Genomic DNA, 26,962 nt, shown 5'->3' with positions numbered 1-26,962 from the left:
ACAGCCGCGCCCACGTGACACTTGAGGGAGGCGACGACGAGCAGGGCCGGGAGGCGAGGGCGGTGATCGCGGTCAATCCGACCGACAGCGCCTCGCTGCTCGCTGCCTTCGGCGCCCTGAGTGTCCTGGTGGTGATCTTCGCCGAGTCGAGTCTGCTGGTCGTCGGCTTCTTCCTGCCGGGTGACACGCTGCTGTTCCCGGCCGGTGTGCTGTGCGCGGCAAGCGGTCAGCACGCGCCGCGGCTGGAGCTGTGGCAGGTGCTGCTGTGCGCGGCCGTCGGTGCCGTGGCGGGCGGCCAGGTGGGCTATCTGATCGGGCAGCACGGCGGGCGGCCCCTGCTGACGCGCACCTCGCGGCGGCGGGTGAAGGAGGGTACGGCCCAGGCGGAACGGCTCCTGGCCCGCTACGGATACCGCAAGGCGCTGGTGATCGGCCGATTCGTCCCGATGCTGCGCTCCGTTCTGCACCCGGCGGCCGGCGCGCTCGGCGTGCCCGTGCGGACGTTCACGATCTGGCAGACCGTGGGCGGTCTCCTCTGGTCCCAGAGCCTGGTACTCGCCGGATACCTCCTCGGTTCCTCGATGTCCCACGTCGACGACTACCTGCTGCCGCTGGTCGCGGTCATCGTCGTCGTCTCCCTGCTGCCCCTGCTGGCGGAGGCCCGCCGCACGCGGCGCGAACGGCGGGACCGCTCCCGTCCGAGGGGGAGTTGAGCCTGGTCAGCCCAGGCCCCAGGCCTGGCCGAGCCGGTAGGCGGCGCACAGGTGGACGTCGAGGACGTACGGGGCCGTGGTCCCGCACCCGGTCGCCGGGTCGACGGGCTGCCCGTGGCCCATGCCGGTGATGCTGTAGGTCTCCACCACGGCCTGCCCGGCGGAGGTCCGGTAGACCTGGTGCGGATATCCCGCCACGGTGTCGGTGACGTCGGCGCTCTGGTCGGCGCCCTGCACGTCGGTCCACTGCCTGACCAGGTCGGTCATGTTGGACGGCTTCACCGTGCCGTCGGCCGAGCCCTGGAAGACGGTGAGCGTGGGCCAGGGGCCGGTGTATCCGGGGCGGCCCCTGCGGACGCGGTCGCCCCACTGGGCCGGCGTCTGGTTCGCCCACCCGTACATGCACGGGTACGGTCCACCGGCCGCGTTGGAGCAGTCGTACGGCAGTCCGGCGACGATGCCGGCCGCCCGGAACTTCTCCGGGTACGTCGCCATCATCACCGCCGTCATACCGCCGCCGGCGGACAGGCCGGTGACGAACACGCGCGAGGGATCGCCCTGGACGTCGGCGAGTTGGCGGTCCACCATCTGCGCGATCGAGGCGGCCTCGCCGTCGCCGCGCTCGATGTCCCCGGGCTGGAACCAGTCGAAGCACTTGCTGAGGTTGTTGTTCGTGGACTGCTGCGGGACCACGACGGAGAAGTGCCAGTGGTCAGCGAGCGTGGTCCAGCCGCTGTTGACGGCGTACCCGGCGTCCTGGGTGCAGCCGTGCAGGGCGACGACGACGGGGGCGTTCGCCGGCAGGTCCGGGGGGTCGTAGCGGAACATGCGCAGCGCACCGGGGTTGGAACCGAAGCCGGTGACTTCGGTGAGGGAGGCGGCAGCGGCCGCCGTGCGGGGGGTGAGGAGTCCGGCGGCCAGGGCGACCACGAGGGCCACCAGGGCGGCTGTCAGGCGTGCGGCTCTGGTCTGCATGCCCGCAGATGCTAGGAGCCTGACACGGCTGGGATATGGGGTCGGACACCATAGTGTCCTCGCCGGACGTGGGTACGGCGCGGGCTCCGCACGTCAGTGAGACGTCACCGGCGCGTCAGCGGGGCCTGGCACCGTAGTTGATGTGAACGGCACGGGAAACCGGGAGCCGGTCACGGGGAGAGGTGCCCGGAGTGGTTGATCGGGGACCAGCGAGCACGGCTCGAGGTCGGGCCCCATGGGGCCCACGCAGGTTCGAATCCTGCCCTCTCCGCTCCTCACCAACCTGATGCGCTCCTTATTTGCCAGATGCCCCATTTGTCCGATTATCCTGGGCGGCTGTTGCTCCGCGCCCGCCCACGCGGGCCGCGGGAATCCGGCAAAGGGAAGGAGGCACGGAAGGCATGCTCAGCGCACGGATGTCCGCCCGCGCGATGCCCTTCGGCCGAACCGATTGCGCCGACGCCGCGCGGGCGACCGTGGCGGCCGGGCTGACCTGGCAGGTGTGCGTGACCCTGCTGCATACGCCCCACCCCTATGTGGGCGCCGTGGCGGCACTGCTCATCGTCGAGGCGACGGTGGTGCGCACGGTCGCCGCCGCGACCCGGTACGCCGCGGGATGCCTGCTCGGCGTCGTCATCGCCGTACCCGCCGCGCTGTACGTCGAGCCGGCGATGGTCGGCCTGGGTCTCGTCGTCTTCGTCTCCGTCCCGCTGGCCCGGCACGAGTTGCTGGGCCACCAGGGGCTGCATCTGCCGACGACGGCCCTGATCACCTTCGCCCTGGTCCGTGGCCGTCACCCCGCCGAGTTGGTCTCCCACCTCGCGGAGATCACGCTGGGCATCGCCTTCGGGCTGGCGTGCAGCGCGTTGCTGTTCCCTGCCGTACGGGTACGGTCCGCGGAGCACTCGGTGGAGCGCCTGCGCACTCTGCTCGCCCGCCACCTCGACGGTCTGGCCGACGCCGTCGCCCGGCGCGAGCGGCCGCGGAACGTGCTCGGCTCCGGCTGGGAGCGGGAACTCGACGCCGCGCTGGCACAGGCCCGTACCGCCGTGGACGAAGCGCACGAGAGCGTGCGGTGGAACGTACGGCCGACGGCCCGGCGGCGCCGCTGGCACCTGGACCGGCGCGTCATGCGGACGCTGGCCGACGTGGAGCGGCAGGTGTGCGCGGCCGGACGGCTCCTGGACACGCGGCCCGCGGTGAGCCGGCCCGGCGCTCGGGGCGGGGGCGCTGCCGCCGCCGACGGTTTCGCCGGGCCGTACGCAGGGTTGCTGCGCACGACGGCCCTGTGCGTCTACGGCTGCCGGGGCGGGCGCCCCCATCCCGCGCTGCCGGCCGCCCGGCACGCCCTCGCCCGCCTCGGCGGACCCGACCGCGATCCCCCGGTCGACCGCGACGAGGACCGCCATCTCGTTCACCACCTGGACGCGGTCCTGTCCTGCCTGACCACGTCCGTACCCACCCCGACCCGACAGCACCGGGTGCTCAGCCCGCTGCGGCCCTCACAGCGACGATGACCTCTCACCCCACGGATCACCCGCACAGCGACACCGCTCCCACCGACATCACCGGCCGTACCCCACCCGCCTGGCGCCGACTGCCCCTCACCCTGGCCCCCGTCCTGCTCATGCTGGTCGTCGCCCTCACCGACCTGCTGACGCCGGACTGGCTGCACGTCTCGCCGGTGATGGCCGCCGTGCCGGTCCTGGCCGCCGCCCTGCTCCCCCTGTGGGCGACGGCTGCCCTTGCCTGCGCCGCGCTCTCCGTGACGGCGGTGCTGCAGATGGTCGCGGGCCGGCTCGGCCGCCCGGACTCGGACGTCATCCTGGGCGCCCTGGCCGTGGTCGGGCTCGCCTCCCTCGCCACCTGCTCCCTGCGACAGCGCCGGGAACGGCAGCTGCGCCAGGTCCGCTCCGTGGCGGAAACCTCCCAGCGCGCGCTGATGCACCCGCTGCCCGGCCGGATCCGCTCGCTGGCCCTGTGCGGTGTGTATCTGCCGGCCGAGTCGGAGGCACGGATGGGCGGCGACTTCTACGAGGCGCTGCGGACGCCGTACGGCACCCGGATCCTCATCGGTGACGTGCGAGGCAAGGGGCTGACGGCCGTCGGGGCCTCCGCGAACCTGCTCGGCGCGTTCCGGGAGCTGGCCGACCGTGAGGCGTCCCTGACCAAGGTGGCCCAGGGGCTGGACGAGCGCGCCCGACGGCAGATCTCGGCGCTGGACGGCCAGGGCATGCGGGCGCTGTTCACGGAGCGGTTCGCGACCGCGCTGGTCGTGGAGTTCCCGCCCGGCGAGGCGGTGGCCCGCATCGTCCACTGCGGCCATCCCGAGCCGCTCGTCGTCCGGGCGGGCCAGGTCCACGCCCACCTGCCCGACCAGCCCGGGGCACCCCTCGGACTCGGCGACCTCCTGGCCGCGGAACCGGTCGCGACGACGGTGCCGTTCGCCCCGGGCGACCGGCTGCTCCTCTTCACGGACGGATTCATCGAGGCCCGGGACCGCAGGGGCCGGTTCTACGACCTCCCCGCCCACGCCCGCACCCACGCGGACCGCCCGCTGCCGGCCATGGTCACCGCCCTGCGCCGCGCCCTCCTGCACCACGTCGACGGCGACCTCGGCGACGACGCGGCGCTGGTGGCGCTGGAACGGCTGCCGTGAGAGCGCCTGCGGGCGTCAGGGGCCCAGCTGCCGCCCCGCCTCGATCACCATCGCGGCGAACGCGATCGTGTCCCGCAGGCGCGCGCCCGGCCCACCCTCGTACACGGAGGTGACGGAGCCTGCACGCATCCGAAGCGCTTCATGCACGATCGGCTGCCAGCGCTCCCCGAAGGCGGTCAGCGCGTGCCGCCCGGCGCCGGTCTTGGAGGTGAGCCGCCTGGCGCAGCTCGGTGCGCCACCCGGGCCGGCGCCGGGCGGCGGCGACGATCTCCTGCGTCGCCTCGTTGGCCGCGCTCGCCAGGAACCCGAGCGCCGGCCTGGCCACCCGGGACGTGGACGCCGCACTGCTGCGGCTGCCCTTCCCTGTCCGGGAAGCCCTGCGCGTCGAGCCGCTGTTCGGCGAACCGCGCTGGGTCGCCCTGCCCGCCGCGCACCCGCTGGCCGCGCGCGGCACGATCGCCTTCCGCGATCTGTGGGACGAGCCGTTCGTCGCCGCCCCGCAGGAGACCGGGGCCTGGCGCCACCACTGGCTGGCCGCCGACGAGCGCGAGGGCCACCCAGTCCGCATCGGCGCGGTCACCGAGCAGCCCGACGACCGGCTGAACACCATCGCCAACGGATACGGGATCGCCCTCGCACCCCAGTCCGCCGCACGGTTCTACGCCCGCCCCGGTGTGGTCTACCGACCGGTCACCGGCGTGAGCCCCACCCAGGTGGGCGTCGCCTGGGCTCCCGCCGACGACCGCAATCCGGTCGTACAGGACTTCGTCCGCTGCTGCCTCGATCTCGCTCGACCGGCGTGATCGTCCCCTGCCCGGCCCAATCCCGGTCCGCCTAAAGAGCGAGCACCCGTGAGGGGTGTGACCGTGGTGGAAGGGATCGGCGGGTGCACCTGTGGCATCGGCGGTGCACCTGTGGCGAGGAGGCGGAATGGCCGGGACGGGCGGCGTGGATGGTGGCGTGGCGTGTGCCGCCGTGGCGGGAGGCGACGCGTCCGGCGACGCCTTCGCACAGGTGAGCGCGGTCGCCGATGCCGTCCTCTACGAGGGCTATCTCCTCTACCCGTACCGCCGCTCCTCGGCCAAGAACCGCGTCCGCTGGCAGTTCGGGGTACTGCTGCCGCGGGACTGGGTGGAGGCGGACGGGCCAGTCGCCCCGGGCCTCTCCGGTTCCGCGGACTCCTGGTACCAGCAGACCGAGTGCCTGGTGCGCGTGCGGCGGCCCGGAGCGGTCGTACGGGTGCGGCTGCGGTACCTGCAGATGCAGCACAAGCAGGTACAGGCGGCCGACACGGACGGACGGTACCGCCCGGTCGAGTCGCTGCGGACGGACGACGGGACGGCCCATCTCACCTTCGACGAGGCGGTGCCGCACGAGGTCGGTTTCGCGTGGCCGCTCACGGATCTGCTGCGGGGCGAGTGCGGTACCGAGGCCGGGGCGCCGCCGGGTGAGGAGACGGAACCGCTGCCCGGGGGTGCCGGGCGCGTGGTGCGGCGGCGTGAGGAGGTCCGGGCGCGTACGACCGTCGTGGCGGAGCCGCTCACCGACGACGTGTACCGGCTGCGGGTGCGCACCGAGAACACCGGGCGCGCACCGGATGCCCGGGCCGCCCGGGGCGATGCCCTGCGGCACGCGCTGCTGGCCGCGCACACCCTGCTCGGCGGCGAGGGCGTGGAGTTCGTCTCGCTGACCGATCCGCCCGCCGGTCTGCGCGAGCATGTGCGCGACTGCCGTAACGCGTTCACCTTCCCCGTCCTGGGCGGCGCGCCGCAGGAGACGGGTCCGGTCGGTCGGGTCGTCCTGTCCTCCCCGATCATCCTCCCGGACCGTCCGCAGGTGGCGCCGGAGAGCCCGGGCGATCTGCACGACGCGGCGGAGATCGACGAGATCCTGACGCTGCGCACGATGCTCCTGACGGACGAGGAGAAGGCCGAGGCACGGGCCACCGACCCGCGGGCCGCGCGGATCCTCGACCGCGTCGACAGCATGCCCCAGGAGGTCTTCGCCCGGCTGCACGGCGCCATCCGCTCGCTCACCCCGGTCACGCCCGCCGTCCCCGGGGACCCGTCCGAACGGCCCGCCTGGTGGCAGGAGGACGCCGACGAGGGGCTGTCCCCGACGACCGACACGGTGCTCGTGGACGGCGTCCCGGTCGGCGGCGGCAGCCGGGTGCGACTGCGGCCGCGCGGCCGGGGCGCCGACGCCCAGGACATGTTCCTGGCCGGCCGGACCGCGCGGGTGGCGGCGGTCTTCCACGACGTGGACGGCAGCGTGCACCTGGCGGTCACCGTCGACGACGATCCCGCGGCCGAACTGCACGGCTGGTACGGCCGTTTCCACTACTTCCGGCCCGACGAGGTCGAACCTCTCGCGGGCGCGCACGCGCCGGGGCTCGCCGACCCGGTCCACCCACCCCGGCCGCAGTCCCCGCGGCCCCGATGTCCGGCCGCCGGGCCGGAGGAGGGACGGCTCGATGGACACCCCTGACCTGCCGGCGCACGCCGGTCACCGACTCCCTGACCGACCGCAGCAAAGGCCGACGACATGACGACCCAGAGCAGTGCCACCCAGGAGCGCGACGCGATCGACGAGATCCACATCCTCTGGATCTCCGAGGGGATGAGCTGCGACGGCGACACCGTCTCCCTGACCGCCGCCGACCAGCCCTCGATCGAGGACGTGGTGCTCGGGCTCATCCCGGGCCTGCCGAAGGTCAACCTGGTCAACAAGGTGCTCTCGCCCAGCCTGGGCGGCGAGGACTTCCTCGCCCCGTACCGCGCGGCGGCGCGCGGCGAACTGGCCCCGTTCATCCTCGTCATCGAGGGCTCGATCCCGAACCAGAACATCATCGAGGGCGACGGCTACTGGACGTCCTTCGGCAACGACCTGGAGACGGGCCAGCCGCTGCCGCTGAACTGGTGGATCGACCAACTGGCGCCCAAGGCCTGGGCGGTGGTGGCCGCCGGCACCTGCGCCACCTTCGGCGGCATCCACGCCATGGCCGGCAACCCCACCGGCTGCATGGGCCTCGCGGACTATCTGGGCTGGGACTACAAGTCGCAGGCCGGACTCCCCGTCGTCAACGTGCCCGGCTGTCCCATCCAGCCCGAGAACTTCATGGAGACCCTCATCTGGGTGCTCCAGCATGCCGCCGGTGCCGCTCCCCCGCCCCCGCTGGACCACATGCTGCGTCCCCAGTGGCTGTTCGGGAAGACCGTGCACGAGGGCTGCGACCGGGGCTCGTACTACGAGCAGGGCGACTTCGGCCTCGACTACAACTCCCCCAAGTGCCTGGTGAAGACGGGCTGTTGGGGCCCGGTGGTCAACTGCAACGTGCCCAAGCGGGGCTGGATGTCCGGCATCGGCGGCTGTCCGAACGTCGGCGGGATCTGCATCGGGTGCACGATGCCCGGCTTCCCCGACGCGTTCATGCCGTTCATGGACGAACCACCCGGGGCGACGCTGTCGACCCTCGCCGTCAAGCCGTACGCGGCGGTCATCCGCCGGCTGCGCGGCCTGACCAACGACATGGTGAACCACGAACCCAAGTGGCGCCACAACAAGCGCAGGCTGACCAGCGGTTACGACCCGCACTACCGCCCGTGACGCCGCCCGTCGCGTATCCCGCCATCGACCCGCCGAACCCGAACAGCAAGGGGCAGTACCGCAGATGACGACCACCGAGTCCCGGTCCACCAAACGCAAACCTGCGCAGATCGTGGACATGTCCTGGGATCCGATCACCCGGATCATCGGCAACCTGGGCATCTACACGAAGATCGACTTCGCCAACCGGGAAGTCGTGGAGTGCCACAGCACCTCGTCGCTGTTCCGCGGCTACTCGGTGTTCATGAAGGGCAAGGACCCGCGTGACGCGGGCTTCATCACCTCGCGCATCTGCGGCATCTGCGGCGACAACCACACCACGTGCTCCAACTACGCCCAGCAGATGGCCTACGGCGTCAAGCCGCCCAAGCTGGCCGAGCACATCACCAACCTCGGCGAAGCGGCCGAGTACATGTTCGACCACACGCTCTTCCAGGACAACCTGGTGTTCGTGGACTTCTGCGAGGCGATGGTCAAGGCCACCAACCCCGCTGTGCTGGCCCGTGCCGAGCGCACGGACGCGCCCCGGGGGAACGTCCACGGCTACCGGACCATCGCCGACATCATGAAGGCCTTCAACCCCTTCGAGGGCGAGGTCTACAAGGAGGCGCTGAAGGTCAGCCGGGTCACCCGGGAGATGTTCTGCCTGATGGAGGGGCGGCACGTCCACCCGTCGACGCTGTACCCGGGCGGGGTCGGCACGATGCCGCAGCCGAACACCTTCACCGACTACCTCAGCCGGCTCATGCGCGTCATCGACTTCGTCAAGAAGTCCGTGGCGATGAACGACGACGTCTTCGACTTCTTCTACGAGGCGCTACCCGGCTACGAGGAGGTCGGCAAGCGCCGCATCCTGCTGGGCTGCTGGGGCGCCTGGCAGAACCCGGACGTCGTCGACTACCGCTACGCGAACATGAACCGGTGGGGCAAGGCGATGTACGTCACCCCCGGCATCATCGTCGACGGCGAACTGGTCACCAACAACCTGGTCGACATCAACCTCGGCCTGCGGATCATGCTCGGCAGCTCCTACTACGAGGACTGGGTCAACGAGCAGCCGTTCGTCACCCACGACCCGCTCGGCAACCCCGTCGACATGCGTCACCCGTGGAACCAGACCACCGTGCCGGTGCCGCAGAAGCGGGACTTCGACGGCAAGTACAGCTGGGTGATGAGCCCGCGCTGGCACCACTCGGGGACCGGCGAACACCTCGCCCTGGACACCGGCGGCGGGCCGCTCGCCCGGCTGTGGACGACGGCGCTGAGCGGCCTGGTCGACACGCCGTACGTCAAGGCGACCGGCAGCAGCGTGCGCATCTCCCTGCCCAAGGGCGAGTCGCTGCCGGAGACCACGCTCGAGTGGCACATCCCGAAGTGGAGCAACACCATCGAGAGGGACCGTGCCCGGCCGTACTTCGTCGCCTACGCCGCCGCCATGGCCCTGCAGTTCCTGGAGGAGGCGATGGGGATGCTCCGCGACGGCGACTCGAAGGTGTACGAGAACTTCGAGGTGCCCGACGAGGCGATCGGCTGTGGTTTCCACGAGGCGGTGCGCGGTGTCCTCTCGCACCACCTGGTGATCCGCGACAAGAAGATCGCCAACTACCACCCGTACCCGCCGACCCCGTGGAACGCCAGCCCCCGCGACATGTACGGCACCCCCGGGCCGTACGAGGACGCCGTCCAGGGCCAGCCGATCTTCGAGGAGAACGGGCCCGACGACTTCAAGGGCGTGGACATCATGCGCACCGTCCGCAGCTTCGACCCGTGTCTGCCCTGCGGGGTGCACATGTACATGGGCAAGGGCAAGACGCTGTCGACGGTGCACTCGCCCACGTACGGGGCCGGGCATGGCTGACACGGCCGTACGGCTCCCGGATCCGGCGGTGGAGGCGCGGCTCGCCCGGCTCGACGAGCTGCTGGCCGGGCTGGAATCCATGCCCGGCCCCGCCGCCCGGGAGGCGCTGGAGTCGGTGACGCTGCTGACCGAGGTCTACGGCGAGGCGCTCGCCCGGGTCCTGGACCACGCGGACGAGCGGCTGCGCGAGCGCCTGGCCGACGACGAGCTGCTCGGACACCTGCTGGTGCTGCACTCCCTGCACCCCGAGACCGTCGAGCGACGGGCCGCCCACGCGGTCGAGCGGCTGCGGCCCGCGGTCCGCGAACGCGGCGGTGACCTGGAGTGGGCCGGCGTCGAGGGGCAGGTGGCCCGGGTCCGGGTGAGCACCGGCGGCGGGTGCGGTTCCGGGTGTGGCGGCGGGTCGTCCGACGTCACCGCGGCCGTCCGCGCGGCGGTGCTGGCCGCCGCCCCCGAGCTGGACGCGGTGGAGCCGGTCACCGCCGAGCGGCGGGCGGCCCCGGCCTTCGTACCCCTGACGACACTGACGCGCCGGACCGCGCCGCGACCGCAGGAGCCCCGGTGACCACGGACGGGGCACTGGCCCGCCTCATCCGCTCGGCGGCCGGCCGCACGGCGACCGCCGAGGCCGAGGCGTGCGAACTGTGCGCCGCCCCGGTGGCCGACGTACACCCCCACCTGTACGACATCGAGGCCGCCGAGGTGCGGTGCGTGTGTCACCCCTGTTCGGTGCTGTTCGCCGAGGACGGGGCGGGCGAGGGACGCTACCGGCTGGTACCCCGGCGCCGGCTGCGGCTGCCGCCGGTCGACACGGCTGTGCTGGGCGTACCGGTCGGCCTGGTGTTCTTCGTGCCGCGCTCCGACGGCACCGTCACCGCACAGGGGCCGAGCCCGGCCGGGGCCATGCGGTGGGAGGTGGACGCGGCGGCCTGGCAGCGGCTGACCGCCACGTTTCCACAGCTCGCCTCCATGGCACCCGAGGTGGAGGCGCTGCTGGTGAACACCGTGCGGGGCCTCGACGAGCATTGGATCGTGCCGGTCGACGACTGCTTCCGGATGGTCGCCCTCGTCCGCCGCGAGTGGCGGGGCCTGTCCGGTGGCGACGGGGTCTGGCCGGCCGTGGAGCGGTTCTTCGCGGAGCTCACCGAGCGTTCGTGAGGACCTGGAAGGAGAACAGACATGGGCAGCATCAGAGTGGGCCGCCCCCAGGCGAAGCCCGACACGCCCAGCCATGTGCCGGGCATGCACCAGGGCAACCATGGCCCCTACGAGCACCAGACCGGGCACCACGAGGACGGCACCGCCGACGCGCGCCGCTCCACCGGGATCCACTGGAAGCGGCATGACGCCCTGCTGGACGCCATGCCGAACATCTCACCGGGATGAGAGAGCAGGGAGAGAGCGTGAAGAAGCGCTGCCGAACGGCGAACACAGCGAGGTCGGCGATGTCCGGACGTCAGGTGCTGCTCGCGCAGGCCGCTCTGGTGGGTGGTCTGGCACTGGCCCTGTTCATGATGGAACTGCCCAGTATGGTGCGTGAGTTGCGGATCTACCGGATGACCGGTGGCCTGCGCGCGAACCGCCGCTACCCCTGAGCCGGCCGTGCACGAGTTGTCCATCGCGACGGCGATCGTGGAGCAGGCCGAGGAGATCGCCCGGGCGGACGGCGCCGACGACGTCTCGTCGGTGACCGTCCGGGTCGGCGAGCTGGCCGGTGTGGTGCCGGACGCGCTGCACTTCGCCTTCGAGGTGGCCCGTGACGGCACGGCCCTCGCCGCGGCCCGCCTCGTGGTCGAGCAGGTGACGGCACGGGCCTGGTGCGGCGGGTGCGCCGAGGAGTTCGCGGTGGGCATGCCGCCGTTCTTCTGGTGCCCGCGCTGCGACCAACCCTCGCAGGACCTGCGCAGCGGCAGAGAACTGGAGATCACGGACGTCGAGGCGGGTGCGGCCCGGCCCTGACGGCAGTCGACCCCGCCGGTGCCTCGGGCTCCGGCGGGGTCCGCTGCTGTCCGGGCTCCTCAGCAGATACGGGGCAGCTGCTCCCCCAGGGGCAGGTCCACCACCCGGGTGCCGCCGAGCCCGGTGGCCACGACGACCATGCCCGGATGCTCCTCGACACACTCGCCGATGAGGGTCGCGCCGGTGCCCTGCGGGTGGGCACGCATCGCCGCCAGCACGGCTTCGGCCTCCTCGCGGGGCACGAAGGCGACGAGCCGTCCCTCGTTGGCGACGTAGAGCGGGTCCAGGCCGAGGAAGCCGCAGGCGTTCGCGACCTCGTCCGGGACCGGGACGGCCCGCTCCCGCAGCCGTACGCCGGTGCCGGAGGCGCGGGCGATCTCGTTGAGCGAGGCGCCGAGCCCGCCCCGGGTGGGGTCGCGCAGGACGTGGATGTCCCGGGTGACCGCCAGCATGTCCGCCACCAGGCCGGCCAGCGGCGCGGTGTCGGAGGCGATCTCGATCCCGAACTCCAGCCCCTCCCGCACGCTCATGATCGCCACGCCGTGCAGGCCGATCGGGCCGCTGACGATGACGGCGTCGCCCGGCCGGGCGCGCTGCGGGCGGATGTCGACTCCGTCGGGGACGAGGCCGACGCCCGCGGTGGTGACGTAGACGCCGTCGCCGTGCCCGGACTCGACGACCTTGGTGTCGCCGGTGGCGATGGTGACGCCGGCCGTCTCGGCCGCCGCGCCCATGGCCCGCGCGATGCGCTCGACGACGGTCAGCTCCACGCCCTCCTCCAGCACGAAGGCGGCGGAGAGGTAGGCGGGCCGGGCGCCGCTCATCGCCAGGTCGTTGACCGTGCCGTTGACGGCCAGGTCGCCGAGGCAGCCGCCGGGGAAGAAGAGCGGCCGTACGACGTAGGAGTCGGTGGAGAACGCCAGCTGGGCCCCGCCGAGGTGGAGGACGGCCGAGTCGGTCATCCCGGCGAGCAGGGCGTTGCCGTAGGCGGGGGCGAAGACCTGCTCGATCAGCTCGGCGGACAGGGCGCCGCCTCCGCCGTGGCCCATGACCACGACCGGCTGGTCGCGCAGGGGTGCGGGGCAGGTCCAGTTCGCGGGGTCGGTGGCCGCGGCTGCAGCTTCGACGGCGAGGTCAGCCAACGGGGTTCATCTCCTCGCGTGGGAGCGCCGGTTCGGACATCCGGCGGTACAGGTAGTACGCGGCGCAGGCACCCTCGCTGGAGACCATGGTGGCGCCGAGCGGGGTGCGCGGGGTGCAGATGGTGCCGAAGGCCGCGCAGTCCGTGGGCTTGATCAGCCCTTGCAGCACCTCGCCGGCACGGCACTCGGCCGGTTCCTCGGTGCGGATGCCGGAGACGTCGAAGCGGTGCTCGGCGTCGTACGCCCGGTAGGCCTCTCTCAGCCGCCAGCCGCTGGCGGGGATGCGGCCGATGCCGCGCCAGTTGCGGTCGGTGACCTCGAAGACGTCCTCGATCATGCGGATCGCGGCCGGGTTGCCGTCCTCGCGCACGGCACGGGCGTAGGCGTTCTCCACCCAGTGCTCGCCGCGCTCCAGCTGGCGGACCGCGCGGCGGATGCCCTCCAGGATGTCGAGGGGTTCGAATCCGGTGACGACGATCGGCACGCGATGCCGCTCCGCCAGCTCCGGGTACTCGCTCATGCCCATCACGCTGCATACATGCCCGGCGGCCAGGAAGCCCTGCACCCGGCAGGTCGGGGCGGTCATGATGGCCTCGACGGCCGGAGGGACCCGCACATGGGAGACCAGGAGGCTGAAGTTGGTCAGGCCCAGGCGCCTGGCCTGGTGCACGGCCATCGCGTTGGCGGGTGCGGTGGTCTCGAAGCCGATGGCGAAGAACACCACCTGCCGGTCCGGGTGCTGTCGGGCGAGTTTCAGCGCGTCGAGCGGGGAGTACACGACGCGTACGTCACCGCCCTCGCCCTTGACCCGGAAGAGGTCCCGGTCGGTGCCGGGGACCCGCAGCATGTCGCCGAAGGAGCAGAAGATCACGTCCGGGCGGGCTGCGATGTCCAGCGCCTTGTCGATACATTCCAGCGGCGTCACACAGACCGGGCAGCCCGGGCCGTGGATCAACTCCACCTTGTCCGGAAGGAGTTGGTCGATGCCGTGGCGGATGATGGAGTGGGTCTGGCCGCCGCAGACCTCCATCAGCGCCCAGGGGCGGGTGACGGTCGCGCTGATCTCGTCCAGCAACCGTCGGGCCAGGTCCGGGTCGTTGAACTCGTCGATGTACTTCACCGGACCTCGCTCCCGTTCTCCTGCCGGGCCGCCTGCTCCCAGGCGTCGCCGAACTCCTCCTCCAGCAGTCCGAGTTGCTCGAACAGCTCCAGGGACGCCCGGGCCGACTCCTCGTCCAGCCGCTGCAGGGCGAACCCGACGTGGACGATGACGTACTCCCCGACCCGCACATCGGGCAGGTACTCCAGACACGCCTGTTTCCGTACTCCACCGAAGTCGATCAGCCCGGTGAGGGGGTCGGCGCCGTCGTCGATGGCCACGACCTTGCCGGGCACTGCCAGACACATGGGTCACTCCGTCTCGTCGTTGGTTGGTGTTGCCGCGACCATGAGCTGCCCGAGCGCCAACCCGCCGTCGTTCGGGGGTACTTCGCCGTGCCGGAGGACCGTGAACCGGTCCGCGGCCAGCAGGGCGGCGCACTCCTCCTCCAGCAGGGCGTTGGCGAAGACGCCTCCGGTGAGGGCGACGGTGGTCAGGCCGGTCGTTCCGCGGGCCCGACGGCAGATCTCCGTGACGGCCCGGGCCACGCCCCGGTGGAAGCGGGCCGCGAGCACGGGGGTGGGGGTGCCGCGGCGCAGGTCGGTGAGGAGGGTGTGCAGCGGGGGTGCGATCTCCCATCTGCCGGCCCGGCTCAGTCGGCCGAGGGGCTGACGAGCCGAGGCTTCCATCGGTGGGAGGGTCCGGAAGCCGAAGCGGTACGCCCCGCTGTCCGCGTGCCACGCCTCCGTCGCTGCGGCCTCCAGCTCCAACGCGGCCTGCGCCTCGTATCCCGCGCGGTGGCACACGCCGATCAGAGACGACACGGCGTCGAAGAGACGGCCCATGCCGGACGTCGGGACACATGCCACCTGGCGTTCCAACTGCCGTCCCAGCACGGCCAGTTCGGACTCCGAACACGCGACGACGCTCGGCAGATCCCGCTCCCACGGCAGCCCCGCCGCCCACAGCCGGGCCAGCGCCAGCCGACAGGGGTTGGCGACGCCCGCGTCCCCGCCGGGGAGCGGGGCCGGGGTGAGGTGGGCGAAGCGCCGGTAGCCGGTGTAGTCGGCGAGCAGCACCTCGCCGCCCCAGACGGTGCCGTCGTCGCCGTACCCGGTGCCGTCGAAGGCGACGCCGATGACGGGGGTGGTGCCGTCGAGACCGTGCTCGGCCATCGCCGAGGCGATGTGTGCGTGGTGATGCTGGACCAACTCCAGGGATGCCGGGGCGAGTTGGGACGCCCGTCGGCGGGCCGAACCCGTGGAGTGGTAGCCGGGGTGCCGGTCGGCGGCGATCAGTTGCGGGGTGACTCCCGTGAGGCGGCTGAGGTGCCGTTCGGCCCTCTCGGCCGCTTCGAGGGTGGCCAGGTCGCCCATGTCGCCGATGTGCGGCCCGAACCAGGCGAGGTCGCCCTCGCCCACGCAGAGGGCGTTCTTCAGGTCGCCGCCGACCGCGAGGGCCGGGCGGACCGGAACCGGCAGACGCAGGGGGCGGGGCACGTACCCACGCGACCGGCGCAGCACCTGTTCGGTGCCGTCGGGGCGTACCCGCAGCAGGGAGTCGTCGCACGGGGAGGCGATGGGCCGGTCGTGGGCGAGCCAGGCGTCGGCGAGTCCGGCCAGCCGGGTCAGCGCCTCGGCGTCGTCGGTGACGATGGGCTCGCCGGAGCGGTTGCCGCTGGTCATGACCAGGACCTGGGGGCCGGGGGTGTCGCCGGGCAGCCCGAACAGGAGCGTGTGCACGGGGGTGTACGGCAGCATCACGCCCACGTGCGGGCTGCCCGGGCAGACCTGGTCGGCGAGGCGGAGCCGGTCCGCGGGGGTGCGTCTGCGCAGCAGGACGATGGGGCGCCGGGCGCTGGTGAGTGCGGCCCGTTCGGCGTCGGAGAGGGCCGCGATGCGCTCCGCCGTGTCGAGGTCGGCGCACATCACGGCGAAGGCCTTGCCGCCGCGTTCCTTGCGGGTGCGCAGGGTGGCGACGGCGCGTGCGTCGGTGGCGTCGCAGGCCAGGTGGTAGCCGCCGACGCCCTTCACGGCGACGATCCGGCCCGCGGCCAGCAGCGCGCGTGCCGCCGCCAGGGCGTCCGCGTCCCGGGCCGGGCGGACGTCGGTTCCGTCGGCCGGGACCAGGCGGAGCCTCGGGCCGCAGTCGGGGCAGGCGACGGGCTGGGCGTGAAAGCGCCGGTCGGCCGGGGCGCCGTACTCCCCGGCGCAGGAGGGGCACATCGGGAAACCGGCCATGGTGGTGGCCGCGCGGTCGTACGGCATCCCCGTGGCGATGGTGAAGCGGGGGCCGCAGTGGGTGCAGGTGATGAAGGGGTGGCGGTGGCGGCGGTCGGCCGGATCGGCCAGCTCTCGCAGGCAGTCGGCGCAGGTCGCGGTGTCGGGCGGGAGCTGGGTACGGCCCGTGGACCGCTCGGTGGGGCGGATGGTGAAGGGGGCGCTGGTGCCGGTGGCGGGGAGGTCCTCGCAGCCGACGCCCGTGACGGTCGCCAGCGGGGGCGGCTGTTCGGCCAACTGGTCGAAGAACCGGCCCACTTCGCCCGCCGGGCCCTCGACCTCGATGAGCACGCCGTTCGCGGTGTTGCTGACGAACCCGGCCAGCGCCAGGTCGGCGGCCAGCCGGTGCACGTAGGGCCGGAAGCCGACGCCCTGCACCGTGCCGCGGACGGTGATCCGGCGGCGGACCGGGCCGGTGGCGGGCGCGGTCACGAGACGGGGGCGGAGGCGGAGTGGTGGTGACCGTGGGGATGCGGGGCGAGCGGAGGCCGGTGCGGCGGGGCGCCGTGCCGGGCGGCGAGGGCGTGGGCCAGGAGAGTGTCGACGCCGTCGCCGGTGCGCGCGCACGACCGTACGATCTCCACCCCTGGGTTGACCCGCTGGACGTTCGCCCGGAAGACCATCTCGTCGAAGCCGGCCGGCTCGGCCAGGTCGGTCTTGGTGACGACGACCAGATGGGCCGAGCCGAACGCGGTCGGGTACTTCAGCGGTTTGTCCTCGCCCTCGGTCACCGCCATCAGGACGATCCGCAGGGTCTCGCCGAGGTCGTACGACGCCGGGCAGACGAGGTTGCCGACGTTCTCGACGAAGAGCAGCGCGGTGTCGGCCGGCAGCCAGCCCTCCAGGCGCGCGCGTACCTGCCGGGCCTCCAGATGGCACAGGCCGTCGGTGAGCAGTTGCTGGACCGGCGCGCCCGAACGCGCCAGCCGGACGGCGTCGTTCTCGGTCGCGAGGTCGGCGGTGAGCGCGGCGACCGGAACGCCGCGCTCCACCGCTCGGGCGAGGATCCGGCCGAGGAGTTCGGTCTTGCCGCTGCCCGGGCTGGACAGCAGGTTGACCACCGTCACGCCCTGCCGCGTCAGCTCGTCGCGCAGGCTCGCGGCCAGGTCGTCGTTCTTCGCCAGGACGGCCTGCTTGACGTCGGACCGGCACATGGGCGCAGCTCCTCGGGGTCGTGCGGCGGAGCCCCGGCCGCGTCCCGTACGGCCCGGGGTCTACCGATCTTCGGCTCCGTGGGCCGCAAGGCCGGGCAGCGCAGCCGCGTGCGGGGGCCCGGATTCCATCGGGCGGCCCAACGGCGGTGCGGGTGCGGCGGGATCGGCCAGCAGGACGGGGACCAGCGTGTGCAGCGCGTCCACGGCGCGGTCGACCGCCTCCCGCATCGGCGCGCTGATCCCCGGCAGGATGTCCTCGTCGCCGCACGGCAGGACGCCGGGCTCGCAGGCCAGGACGAGGACCCGGGGCAGCGGCTCGTCCCCCAGGTGCGTGGCCAGGGCCAGCACCTTCTCCGGGTCCATACCGTGCGCCTCGGGCACGGCCGTGCCGTCGGGCGGTTCCGCCTCGATCAGGGTGAGGGTGCCGGGGCGGTGTCCGCGCGGGGCCGCGTCGACCAGGACCGCGGTGGCGTAGCCGTCCAGCAGCGCGTAGGCGAGGTCCATGCCGCGGATGCCGAAGTCCCGTACCCGCGCCTCGGGCGGCAGCGGGCGCCGGTCGAGAGCGCGGATCACCTCGGGGCCGAACGCGTCGTCGCCGAGGAAGATGTTGCCGACGCCCGCGACGAGCAGCCGGGGCTCCGAGGGGTTCACCGGAGGGCTCCGGCGGCCGGTGCCAGGGGGCGGGCGGAGCCGGTGGGCTTCTTGCGGACGAAGGCCGACCGCAGGGCGTGGTACGGGGCCTCGGGGTCGAAGAAGATGGCGTACATACGGGCGAGTTCGTCACGCCGGTGGTCCGCGAGCGGCCGTACCTGCTCGTCGGCGTGGCGTGCCGCGGCCTTGGCGGCGATCCGGCGCCCGAGGTCCGGGGCGGCGGCGAGGCCGGCGGCCAGTCGCCCGACCTCGGCGGCGAACTCCCCCGGCCCGGTGGGCACGAGCCGGTCCACCAGTCCCAGCCGCTCGGCCGAGGCGGCGCTCAGCGGCAGCGCCTCGTCGGTCAGCCGGTGGGCGGTGTCGGCTCCGACGCGGCGCGGCAGCGTGTACGTCCAGAACTCGGATCCGTACAGGCCCATGCGCCGGTAGTGCGGGTTGAGGACGGCGCCCGTACGGCACCAGACCTGGTCGGCGGCGAGGGCGAGCATGGCGCCGCCCGCGGCCGCGTTGCCGGCGAGCGCGGCCACCACCAGCCGGTCGGTGGTGCGCAGCACGGCCTCGACGAGGTCGTCCATGGCGGTGAGGTTGGTCCAGGACTCCTCGGCCGGGTCGGCGGACGCCTCGATGACGTTCAGGTGGATGCCGTTGGAGAAGAAGTCGCGTGCGCCGCCGAGCACCAGGACGGAGGTGGGGCGGTCGAGCGCGTACCGGTAGGCGGCGAGCAGTCTGCGGCACTGGTCGGTGCTCATCGCTCCGCCCGGGAAGGAGAAGCCGAGGAAGCCGACGTCGCCGCGCCGCCGGTAGCGGATGTCGGTCCAGGTGCGACGGCGCGGGGGCAGTTCGAGCGGGGCGGCGACCTCCGGGAGTTCGAGCGTGCCGGAGAACGAGGCGAGCACGGAGGCGGCGGGGCGCCGGAAGGGCGCCGGGTCGCCGGAGTTCTTGCGCGGGCGGAGTTCCGGGATCCACACGGCGCCGTCCCGGGTGGCCCGGCAGACCGCGCCCGCCCGGGTCGCGAGCAGTTCGCCGGGGCGGCCGCGCAGCCGGTCCTCGGGGTGCCCGCCGTGCAGGAACACCTCGCGGCCGAGGAGTTCGTCCAGGACGCCCGGCTGCGAGTCGGCGCCGCGGAGCTTGCGCAGCACGGTCTCGGTGGTGTCGTGCGCCCAGTCGACGCGCCGCCGCTCCTGCCGGAAGAAGTCGCGCCAGACCACGTGGATGGGGTCGTCGGACGTGTCGGGGTCGGCGGTCTGCGGGCGGGGTTTGTACGAGGCGTCGGCGTACCGGCGTACGGCCAGCAGGACGGCGGCCACGGCGGCGTCGGAGGCCTCGTTGCGGTACAGGTCGCTCTTGCCGACGGACGGCACGGGGAAGGGCTCCGCCGCCCAGATGTCCCCGGCGTCCATGGCCGCCTCGGCCTGGAGCACGGTCACGCCCCAGCGCGGCGCCTGCTCGGCGATCGCCCAGTCCAGCGCGGACGGGCCGCGGTCGCCGGGCGGCCCCGGATGCACGATGAGGCAGGTGTGCTCCCGCCAGACGTCCTCGGGCAGGGCCGTCTTCAGCATCGGCGCGACGACCAGGTCAGGGCGCCGTTCGCGTACGGCGGCACGGACCGGGTCGGCGCCGTGCGCGGCGAGTACGACGTCCACGCGGTGTCCCTGGTCCGAGAGTTCGGCGTACAGCCGCTGGGAGAGGCTGTTGAACGCGCTGGCCACGAGCAAAATGTCCATGACATGGCATGTTCGTCCCTCTCCGGGGAGCCGGGAAGAACCCCTGCGGCGTTTCGTCCGCCCCGGTCGGGTCGCTTCCTCCATCCGGATCGCATTCCGGGCGGCTTCCGCGGCAGCGCGGGCGCGGATGCGGGGGCCGGGCCGCGGCGGCACGATGGAGGGACGGGCGGCCCTGGACAGGCCCGCTCCCCGCGCTGGAAGTGATCCCATGGCACAGCAATCGGCGACCAGGGACCGGACGGCCGCACCGGTCGGGTTCGGCAGTGTCTTCCTCTCCTTCGCACCGTGGATCGTGTTCACGGTGATCGCCGGACCCAGCACCTGGGAGTACGCGGCCCTGGCCGCGCTGATCACCGCCCTCGTGCTGTCCGGCCAGGACATCCTGCACGGCAGGCTCTCGATCCTCGACGTGACGGGCATCGTCTTCTTCGCCGTGATCTGCGTGCTGGCGCTGGCCCTGGGCCGGCAGCAGCTCCTCTGGCTGGAGACGTACGCACAGGTGATCGCCAACGGGGTCATTGGCGTCGTGGCCCTCGGATCGCTGTTCTTCCAGCCGTTCACGGAGCAGTACGCCCGGCGGTCGGCGCCGCCCGAGGTGAGGGACTCGCCGCTGTTCAAGCGCATCAACCGGGTGCTCACGGCGGTGTGGGGCGTGGTCTTCGCGGTCATCGCGGTGCTGGGCTGGCTGGCCATCCGGATGCCGTCGGCGAGCGACTGGCTCAACTGGGTCCTGCCGGTGGCGCTGCTGGTGTGGACCGTCAACTTCACCCGACGCTACCCGGAGTCCCAGCGCGGCCGGGCCCTGCCATCGTGAGGAAGGAACCGGCCTCATGCATCACGACGAGATCATCGGAAAGGTGCAGGCACTCGCCCAGCTGCCCGACCGGGGGTCGGCCGAGCGGGCGACGCACGCCGTGGTGAGCACGCTCTCGGAACGGCTGCCGTCCGGGCTCGCCCGCCATGTGGCCGCTCAGCTGCCGCCGGACCTGGCGGACGACATGCGGCGGGCGGCGGACGCGGCGTTGGGTGCCGACTCGGGCACGGCGGGTGAGCGGTTCGGGCTGACCGTGTTCGCCGGACGGATCGCCGACCGGGCCGGGACGGACGAGGACACGGCGCTGCGCGACGCCGCGGCCGTACTGGAGGTGCTGGACGCCGCCCTCGCCCCGGAGCTGACCGAGCGGATCGCCGGGGCGCTCCCGGCGGACATCCGGGAGCTGCTGCCGGTGGAGCGCGCCACCGAGAGGGGCTGAGGCGGGACCGCGCTGGTTCGCCACCCGACGTTCACCGCGCGAGGGTCGGGCTCACCTGCCCACGGGTTGTGAAGCGGCCCTGACCGCGCGTTGCGCCGTCCCCTTCCGCGGCTTGCGCTTACCGTTCTCTGAATGTGACCGGCAGTCAGGGTTCGGGCGTGGAGCGGAGGCGGGAGGCCTGGTGGGCGGTGCGGGTCGGCAGACGGGCGGCGGGCGTCGGTCGGGTCGGGCGGTGCTGGGCAGCCGTCCGGCGCGCTCCGTGCGACTCCCGGCGGTCGCCCGGTCTCCCGAGCCGGACGCCCCGGCGGCCTGGCACACGGTGCCGTGGCTGCGGGTCGCCGCGGCCTACGCCTGGCGCCTCATCCTCGTCGGCATCCTCGTCTACGGCGTCTTCGGCATCCTCGGCCGCTTCCAGCTGATCGCCGTCGCCCTGTTCCTCGCCCTCGTCGTCACCTCGGTCCTGCGCCCCCTCGCCGATCTCCTCGACCGCGTTCTGCCCAGGCCCCTCAGCGTCGCCATCGCCCTCGTCGGCAGCCTGCTGCTCCTGATGGGCCTGCTCGCGCTCGTGGGCAACGCGGTGGCGGGCGAGTCGGCCCGGCTGGCCGGGGAGTTCCGCGGCGGCATCCACCGCATCGAGGAGTGGCTGCAGCGTCCGCCGTTCCGGCTCAGCCCCGGCCGGCTCTCCGATCTGCAGCGCCAGGTGACCGACTACATCTCCGGGCACCGGGCCAGCCTGCTCAGCAGCGCCCTGTCGGGACTGGGCCGAGTCGTCGAGGTGATCACGGGCGGCGCGCTCGCGCTGTTCGCCTCCGCTTTCTTCATCCACTCCGGCGAGCGCATGTGGCGCTGGGCGCGCGACCAGCTGCTGCCGGGCGGCGCCCGTCCGGCCTGGGACCGGGCCGGGAGCGCCGCCTGGCGGACCTTCGCCGGGTACACGCGCGGCATCATCATCGTGGCGGCCACCAACGCCGTGCTCGTCGGCATCGCCCTGCTCGTGCTGCGGGTACCGCTCGCGCTGCCGTTGACGCTGCTGGAGTTCTTCGCCGCGTTCGTGCCCCTGGTGGGCTCACCGGTCGCGCTCGGCGTGGCCACGATCGTCGCCCTGGCCGGGCGCGGGCCGCTCACGGCCGCGGCGGTGCTGGTGCTGATCGTCGTCATCGGCCAGCTCGAAGGGCATGTGCTGCACCCGCTGGTGATGAGCTGGGCGGTGGCCTTGCACCCGCTCGTCGTCGCCGTGTCCGTCATCGCGGGCAGCATCGTCGCGGGGGTGATCGGAGCCGTCGTCGCCGTCCCGCTCATCTCGGTCGTGTGGGCGGTGCTGCGCGCGCTGCGGACGGTGCCGCCTTAGCCGATGCCACGTCAACTTCCGTGTTTTTCAACGGCTCGGCCCACGGCTCAGCGCAGGGCCGCCGCCACCAGGCCGTGGATCTCCTGCCCGGACACGCTCCCGCCGTTCACCAGCCGGTCGAAGACCAGCCCGTCCACGCAGGTCAGCAGCGTGACCGTACGCTCTTCGGCATCCTCGACACCGTGTGCGGCCAGGAAGTCCTGTACGGCCTGACGCGCCAGGTTCTCGCGCGGAACCAGGATCTCGCGCAGCTCGGGGTGGTGCACACTCTCGACGGCGCACGCGTAGCGGGCGAGGGACCGGCGTCGCCCCTCCCCGGCGAGCCGGAGCCCGGTGAAGGCCAGGAGGCCCGCGGTCAGTTCGGCGGCGTTCCGGGGCACCGGTGTCCTGGCCCCGATCTCCTGAAACTCGGCCTGGTCGACTGCCACCAGGCGTCGAACCAGTGCGGTGAGCAGCGCCTGGCGGGTGCGGTAGTAGGCGGACGTGGTGCCGGGCGGCAGGTTCGCCGCGCGGTCCACGGCGCGGTGTGTCAGTCCGCGCATTCCGGCGTCGGCGAGCACGCCGATGGCCGCGTCGGCGAGGACAGTACGTCGATCGGTGGGCACCCCCTCTTTCTACACCCCGGCTTCTACAGCTGTAGAGGGCCGGGCTACGCTCCTTCTACACCTGTAGAAGACTGCGCGTGGAGAGGGGACCGGCATGGGCGGTACCGCAGTGGTGGTCGGTGGCGGGATCGGGGGGCTGTCCGCGGCGATCGGCCTACGCCGGATCGGCTGGGAGGTGACGGTCCTCGAACGTGCCGCCGCCCTGGCCGACGCGGGTGCGGGCATCTCGCTGCACGCCAACGGGCTGCGCGCGCTGGACGTGCTCGGCGTCGGCGCGGCGGTGCGTGCGGCGGCCCGGCCGCAGTACAGCGGGGGCACCCGCACTCCGTCCGGCGGTCTGCTGGCGCGCATGGACGGGGCCGCGCTCGCGCGTGAGCTGGGCACGCCGATCGTCGGCATCCCGCGCGCCACGCTGCACCGCCTGCTGCGCGCGGCGCTGCCTCCGGAGTGCCTGCGCACGGGCGTCTCCGTTCCGTCGGTCGACCGCTCGGCTCCCGACCGGATCGCGGTGCCGACCGGAGCGGGTGTCCTGGAGGCGGACCTGGTCGTCGCGGCCGACGGCGTGGGCAGCCGGCTGCGCGGCCAGGTGTTCCCGGACCATCCCGGCCCGGTCTACAGCGGGTCGACGGTCCTGCGCGCCATCACCGCGCGCCCGGTGGAGCTGAGCAGCGACTTCGAGCTGACCTGGGGGCAGGGGGCGGAGTTCGGCCACATCGCCTTCACCGACGGGCGCGCCGAGTGGCACGCGGTGCTCAACTCCCCGCCCGGCGTACGTCACGCGGACCCGCTGGGCACACTCCGCGACCGCTTCCACGACTGGCACGAACCGATCCCGACGCTCCTGGCGGCGACCCACCCCGAGGCCGTACTGCACCACGACATCCACGAGTTGGTGACGCCCCTGCCTAGCTACGTCGCGGACCGGATCGCGTTCCTCGGCGACGCGGCCCACGCCATGACCCCGCATCTCGGCCAGGGCGCCTGCCAGGCCCTGGAGGACGCCGCCACACTGGCCGCGGCACTGGCCGACGCGCCCACGGTCGCGACGGCACTGGCCCGGTACGACACCGAGCGCCGCCCCCGCGCCCAGTCGGTCGCCCGCGCGGCCCGGCAGGCAGGCCGGATGGGCCAGCAGCTGTCCCATCCCGCGGCCGTCGCCCTGCGCAACACGGCCCTACGACTCGCCCCGTCCCGAGCGGCGATCCGCGGCATCCTGCGCCACGCCGACTGGACACCGCCGAGCCTGGGTTGAGGCCTCCGCAGGCGGAGGACAGGCCACCTGGTCAGACCGGGCCGGCGTCCAGCGCACGGCGGACGGCGCCCACCCTCACGGCGGTCAACCCGCGGGCCGGTCCGTGTCCGGGGTGTCGGGCAGGCCGAGGCGGAGGTGTTCGGTGTGGTAGACGGCCTGGTCGAGGAGTTCGGCCACGTGGTTGTCGTAGAGGTCGTAGATGACCGAGCGGCCCTGGCGGCGGCCGACGACCAGGCCGAGGTTGCGCAGGAGGCGCAACTGGTGGGAGCAGGCGGACTGTTCCATGCCGACCTCGGTGGCCAGTTCGGTGGCCGCGCACGGGCCTTCCCGTAGCCTCGCGAGGATCAGCAGCCGGGACGGGGTGGCCAGGGCCTGCAGTGTGGTCGCCACGCGGGCGGCGCTGTCCGCGTCGAGGCGGGTGCGCGGCACGGACTGCCGATCGCGAGTAGCTCCATGGCCCATGGGGTCATCATACAGATAACACTTGAAAGCCTCTTCATATGTACCTGTATGGTGGGCGGGCTGGTTCCCCCTGCCCTGCCGAAGGGTTCATTCGTCATGTCCACCGTCCTGACCGACCGCCCGGCGCCGCCCGGTTCCGCCCCTTCCGAGGCCGCCGGCCCCGGGCGGCGGACCCGGGTGTTCGCCCTGCCCGAGGCCCGTTGGGCCGCCGCGGCCACGGTGCTGTTCCTCCTCGCGCTGCCGTTGCAACTGACCGGTGCGCCTGGCTGGGCCTGGGGTGTGCCGTACGCGCTCGCGTACGCCGCCGGCGGCTGGGAGCCCGCGTGGGCCGGGCTGCGGGCGTTGCGGGAGAAGACCCTGGACGTCGACCTGCTGATGATCGTGGCCGCGCTCGGGGCGGCCGCCGTCGGACAGGTGATGGACGGGGCGCTGCTGATCGTCATCTTCGCGACGTCCGGCGCGCTGGAGGCGCTGGCCACCGCGCGCACCGCCGACTCGGTGCGCGGCCTGCTCGATCTGGCCCCGGTCACCGCGACCCGGCTGCGCGCCGACGGCCGGGAGGAGACCGTCGCCCCGGCGGACCTCGCCGTCGGTGACACCGTGCTCGTCCGGCCCGGGGAGCGGATCGGCGCCGACGGTCAGGTGCTGGAGGGGGCGAGCGAGGTCGACCAGGCCACCATCACCGGCGAGCCGCTTCCGGTGGCCAAGGGGCCGGGTGACGAGGTGTTCGCCGGCACGCTCAACGGCACCGGCGCGCTGCGCGTGCGGGTCGGGCGGGGTGCCGCCGACTCGGTGATCGCCCGGATCGTCCGCATGGTGGAGGAGGCCTCCGAGACCAAGGCACCGACCCAGCTGTTCATCGAGAAGGTCGAACAGCGTTACTCGCTCGGCATGGTGGCGGCGACGCTCGCGGTGTTCGCGGTGCCGCTCGCCCTCGGCGCCGCGCTGACCGACTCCCTGCTGCGGGCGATGACCTTCATGATCGTCGCCTCGCCGTGCGCGGTCGTTCTGGCGACCATGCCGCCGCTGCTGTCCGCGATCGCCAACGCCGGCCGGCACGGGGTGCTGGTGAAGTCCGCGGTGGTGATGGAACGCCTGGGTCAGGTCGACGCGGTGGCGCTGGACAAGACCGGCACTCTCACCGAGGGCACTCCGCGCGTAACCGACATCCTGCCGCTGCCCGGCTCCGGCCTGGACGAGAAGGAGCTGCTCGCCCTCGCCGCGGCCGCCGAGCACCCCAGCGAACACCCACTGGCCCGGGCCGTGGTCGACGCCGCCCGGACCCACGGCCTCACCGTCACCGCCGCGCGGGACTTCGCCTCCGCTCCCGGCATCGGCGTACGGGCCTGGGTCGAGGGCCGTACCGTCGCGGTGGGCGCGCCGGAGCGGCTGCTGAACGACGACCGGTCAACTGCCCAGCTGACGCCTGCGGTTCGGCACGGCGCCCAGACCTTCGTCGCCGATCTGGAGGAGGGCGGCCGTACGGCGGTGCTCGTCACCGCCGACGGCGTCCCCGTCGGCGTCCTCGGCATCGCCGACCGGCTGCGACCGGACGCCGCCGGCACCGTCGCCTCCCTCACGGAACTCACCGGCAGCCGCCCGCTGCTGCTCACGGGCGACAACCCCCGCGCCGCCGCCCGGCTGGCCGGCGAGGTAGGCATCACCGAGGTCCGCGCCGGGCTGCTGCCCGAGGACAAGGTGGCCACGGTGCGAGAGCAGGAGCGCGCCGGCCGCAGGGTGCTGGTCGTCGGCGACGGCGTCAACGACGCGCCCGCCCTGGCCGCCGCCCACACCGGCATCGCCATGGGCCGTGCCGGATCGGACCTGGCCCTGGAGACCGCCGACGCGGTGATCGTCCGCGACGAACTGGCCACCGTGCCCACCGTGGTGGCCCTCTCCCGGCGGGCCCGGCGCCTGGTCGTGCAGAACCTCGTCATCGCCGCCGTGTTCATCACCGGCCTGGTCGTCTGGGACCTCACGGCCACCCTGCCGCTGCCGCTCGGTGTCCTCGGCCACGAGGGGTCGACCGTCGTCGTCGGCCTCAACGGCCTGCGGCTGCTCCGGGAGGCGGCCTGGGTGAAGGCCGGTGCGGGTGAAGGGCAGGCGGCCACCTCGGACTCCTGACACCGACCAACGGCGTCGTTTAGGCGACGGCGGCTGCTCCGTGAGACAGCCTGGGCGAGCGCCGGCGCCGACAAATGGCAGCCGGCCACCTCCGACTCC

The 26,962-nt window shown here is 73.1% G+C and carries 26 protein-coding genes and 2 pseudogenes; 18 read left to right on the top strand and 10 right to left on the bottom strand.

Annotated elements, in window-relative coordinates; genetic code table 11:
- Nucleotides 1-62: 62 nt before the first annotated feature.
- A complete protein-coding gene (locus tag CRP49_RS33750) occupies nucleotides 63-713 on the top strand; it encodes a DedA family protein (protein ID WP_097256761.1) in 651 nt (216 codons plus the stop codon).
- A gap of 6 nt (nucleotides 714-719) precedes the next feature.
- Here the strand turns inward: CRP49_RS33750 and CRP49_RS33745 are convergent, their stop codons facing one another.
- Nucleotides 720-1,688, bottom strand: coding sequence for a PHB depolymerase family esterase (locus CRP49_RS33745; protein WP_097256760.1), 969 nt, complete (start codon nucleotides 1,686-1,688; stop codon nucleotides 720-722).
- A gap of 176 nt (nucleotides 1,689-1,864) precedes the next feature.
- On the opposite strand from CRP49_RS33745, the pseudogene CRP49_RS47035 reads away from it, so the two are divergent.
- The 12 genes and pseudogenes from CRP49_RS47035 to hypA all read left to right on the top strand — a co-directional run bounded on the left by CRP49_RS47035 (nucleotide 1,865) and on the right by hypA (nucleotide 11,770).
- Nucleotides 1,865-1,959: pseudogene (locus CRP49_RS47035) on the top strand.
- Nucleotides 1,960-2,089: 130 nt separating this feature from the next.
- On the top strand, nucleotides 2,090-3,205 hold the full coding sequence (locus CRP49_RS33740; RefSeq protein ID WP_097256759.1) for an aromatic acid exporter family protein: 1,116 nt from the start codon (nucleotides 2,090-2,092) through the stop codon (nucleotides 3,203-3,205).
- Complete coding sequence (locus CRP49_RS33735; protein WP_097256758.1) at nucleotides 3,202-4,347, top strand: PP2C family protein-serine/threonine phosphatase; 1,146 nt, start codon at nucleotides 3,202-3,204, stop codon at nucleotides 4,345-4,347. Before CRP49_RS33740 ends, CRP49_RS33735 begins: the two co-directional genes overlap by 4 nt.
- Nucleotides 4,348-4,649: 302 nt before the next feature.
- Nucleotides 4,650-5,150: pseudogene (locus tag CRP49_RS33730) on the top strand (LysR substrate-binding domain-containing protein); the annotation flags it as partial.
- 127 nt (nucleotides 5,151-5,277) lie between these two features.
- Nucleotides 5,278-6,834, top strand: coding sequence for a hypothetical protein (locus tag CRP49_RS33725; protein WP_257033575.1), 1,557 nt, complete (start codon nucleotides 5,278-5,280; stop codon nucleotides 6,832-6,834).
- A 57-nt stretch (nucleotides 6,835-6,891) separates the two neighbouring features.
- Entirely contained in the window at nucleotides 6,892-7,953 is a 1,062-nt protein-coding gene (locus CRP49_RS33720) for a hydrogenase expression protein HypE (protein ID WP_097256756.1), read from the top strand.
- A 64-nt stretch (nucleotides 7,954-8,017) separates the two neighbouring features.
- Entirely contained in the window at nucleotides 8,018-9,811 is a 1,794-nt protein-coding gene (locus tag CRP49_RS33715) for a nickel-dependent hydrogenase large subunit (RefSeq protein WP_097256755.1), read from the top strand.
- Nucleotides 9,804-10,376 carry a NifU family protein gene (locus CRP49_RS33710; protein WP_097256754.1) on the top strand — a complete coding sequence of 191 codons (573 nt, stop codon included), beginning with the start codon at nucleotides 9,804-9,806 and terminating at the stop codon, nucleotides 10,374-10,376. Before CRP49_RS33715 ends, CRP49_RS33710 begins: the two co-directional genes overlap by 8 nt.
- Entirely contained in the window at nucleotides 10,373-10,969 is a 597-nt protein-coding gene (locus tag CRP49_RS33705; RefSeq protein ID WP_094222043.1) for a DUF5947 family protein, read from the top strand. Before CRP49_RS33710 ends, CRP49_RS33705 begins: the two co-directional genes overlap by 4 nt.
- Nucleotides 10,970-10,990: 21 nt before the next feature.
- On the top strand, nucleotides 10,991-11,197 hold the full coding sequence (locus CRP49_RS33700) for a hypothetical protein (RefSeq protein WP_097256753.1): 207 nt from the start codon (nucleotides 10,991-10,993) through the stop codon (nucleotides 11,195-11,197).
- A 17-nt stretch (nucleotides 11,198-11,214) separates the two neighbouring features.
- The gene (locus tag CRP49_RS46565) at nucleotides 11,215-11,406 is read left to right on the top strand and encodes a hypothetical protein (RefSeq protein ID WP_143670046.1); all 192 of its coding nucleotides are present in this window, start codon (nucleotides 11,215-11,217) and stop codon (nucleotides 11,404-11,406) included.
- Nucleotides 11,407-11,413: 7 nt separating this feature from the next.
- A complete protein-coding gene (gene hypA, locus CRP49_RS33695; protein ID WP_097256752.1) occupies nucleotides 11,414-11,770 on the top strand; it encodes a hydrogenase maturation nickel metallochaperone HypA in 357 nt (118 codons plus the stop codon).
- Between the two features lie 59 nt (nucleotides 11,771-11,829).
- On the opposite strand, the gene hypE is transcribed toward hypA, so the two are convergent.
- The 7 genes from hypE to CRP49_RS33660 are packed head-to-tail and all read right to left on the bottom strand — an operon-like array spanning nucleotide 11,830 to nucleotide 19,819.
- On the bottom strand, nucleotides 11,830-12,912 hold the full coding sequence (gene hypE, locus CRP49_RS33690; RefSeq protein WP_097256751.1) for a hydrogenase expression/formation protein HypE: 1,083 nt from the start codon (nucleotides 12,910-12,912) through the stop codon (nucleotides 11,830-11,832).
- The gene (gene hypD / locus CRP49_RS33685) at nucleotides 12,905-14,032 is read right to left on the bottom strand and encodes a hydrogenase formation protein HypD (protein ID WP_097256750.1); all 1,128 of its coding nucleotides are present in this window, start codon (nucleotides 14,030-14,032) and stop codon (nucleotides 12,905-12,907) included. Before hypD ends, hypE begins: the two co-directional genes overlap by 8 nt.
- Entirely contained in the window at nucleotides 14,029-14,319 is a 291-nt protein-coding gene (locus CRP49_RS33680; protein WP_094222048.1) for a HypC/HybG/HupF family hydrogenase formation chaperone, read from the bottom strand. Before CRP49_RS33680 ends, hypD begins: the two co-directional genes overlap by 4 nt.
- Before the next feature lie 3 nt (nucleotides 14,320-14,322).
- The gene (hypF, locus tag CRP49_RS33675; protein ID WP_097256749.1) at nucleotides 14,323-16,722 is read right to left on the bottom strand and encodes a carbamoyltransferase HypF; all 2,400 of its coding nucleotides are present in this window, start codon (nucleotides 16,720-16,722) and stop codon (nucleotides 14,323-14,325) included.
- Complete coding sequence (gene hypB / locus CRP49_RS33670) at nucleotides 16,719-17,444, bottom strand: hydrogenase nickel incorporation protein HypB (RefSeq protein WP_094222050.1); 726 nt, start codon at nucleotides 17,442-17,444, stop codon at nucleotides 16,719-16,721. Before hypB ends, hypF begins: the two co-directional genes overlap by 4 nt.
- A 60-nt stretch (nucleotides 17,445-17,504) precedes the next feature.
- Nucleotides 17,505-18,095 (bottom strand): hydrogenase maturation protease, encoded by a 591-nt coding sequence (locus CRP49_RS33665; protein ID WP_097256748.1) that lies wholly within the window; start codon nucleotides 18,093-18,095, stop codon nucleotides 17,505-17,507.
- Complete coding sequence (locus tag CRP49_RS33660) at nucleotides 18,092-19,819, bottom strand: hydrogenase maturation protein (RefSeq protein ID WP_097256747.1); 1,728 nt, start codon at nucleotides 19,817-19,819, stop codon at nucleotides 18,092-18,094. Before CRP49_RS33660 ends, CRP49_RS33665 begins: the two co-directional genes overlap by 4 nt.
- 208 nt (nucleotides 19,820-20,027) lie before the next feature.
- Here CRP49_RS33660 and CRP49_RS33655 point away from each other — a divergent pair, with 208 nt between their 5' ends.
- The 3 genes from CRP49_RS33655 to CRP49_RS33645 all read left to right on the top strand — a co-directional run bounded on the left by CRP49_RS33655 (nucleotide 20,028) and on the right by CRP49_RS33645 (nucleotide 22,420).
- A complete protein-coding gene (locus CRP49_RS33655) occupies nucleotides 20,028-20,633 on the top strand; it encodes a hypothetical protein (RefSeq protein ID WP_097256746.1) in 606 nt (201 codons plus the stop codon).
- Between the two features lie 16 nt (nucleotides 20,634-20,649).
- A complete protein-coding gene (locus CRP49_RS33650) occupies nucleotides 20,650-21,072 on the top strand; it encodes a DUF2267 domain-containing protein (RefSeq protein WP_097256745.1) in 423 nt (140 codons plus the stop codon).
- Nucleotides 21,073-21,250: 178 nt separating this feature from the next.
- A complete protein-coding gene (locus CRP49_RS33645; protein ID WP_097257683.1) occupies nucleotides 21,251-22,420 on the top strand; it encodes an AI-2E family transporter in 1,170 nt (389 codons plus the stop codon).
- A 47-nt stretch (nucleotides 22,421-22,467) separates the two neighbouring features.
- Here CRP49_RS33645 and CRP49_RS33640 read toward each other — a convergent pair whose 3' ends face one another.
- On the bottom strand, nucleotides 22,468-23,025 hold the full coding sequence (locus CRP49_RS33640) for a TetR/AcrR family transcriptional regulator (RefSeq protein WP_097256744.1): 558 nt from the start codon (nucleotides 23,023-23,025) through the stop codon (nucleotides 22,468-22,470).
- Nucleotides 23,026-23,119: 94 nt separating this feature from the next.
- Between CRP49_RS33640 and CRP49_RS33635 the strand changes: the two genes are divergently transcribed.
- Complete coding sequence (locus CRP49_RS33635; protein WP_097256743.1) at nucleotides 23,120-24,277, top strand: FAD-dependent monooxygenase; 1,158 nt, start codon at nucleotides 23,120-23,122, stop codon at nucleotides 24,275-24,277.
- Between the two features lie 84 nt (nucleotides 24,278-24,361).
- On the opposite strand, the gene CRP49_RS33630 is transcribed toward CRP49_RS33635, so the two are convergent.
- Complete coding sequence (locus tag CRP49_RS33630; RefSeq protein ID WP_097256742.1) at nucleotides 24,362-24,739, bottom strand: metalloregulator ArsR/SmtB family transcription factor; 378 nt, start codon at nucleotides 24,737-24,739, stop codon at nucleotides 24,362-24,364.
- A 96-nt stretch (nucleotides 24,740-24,835) separates the two neighbouring features.
- On the opposite strand from CRP49_RS33630, the gene CRP49_RS33625 reads away from it, so the two are divergent.
- Entirely contained in the window at nucleotides 24,836-26,863 is a 2,028-nt protein-coding gene (locus CRP49_RS33625; RefSeq protein WP_097257682.1) for a heavy metal translocating P-type ATPase, read from the top strand.
- The last annotated feature ends 99 nt before the right edge of the window (nucleotides 26,864-26,962 follow it).

It is taken from the genome of Streptomyces sp. Ag109_G2-15 (assembly GCF_900215565.1).
GTDB lineage: Bacteria > Actinomycetota > Actinomycetes > Streptomycetales > Streptomycetaceae > Streptomyces > Streptomyces diastatochromogenes.
The sequence above is the reverse complement of the archived record's forward strand: the minus strand, read 5'-3'. Positions and strand labels throughout refer to the sequence as shown.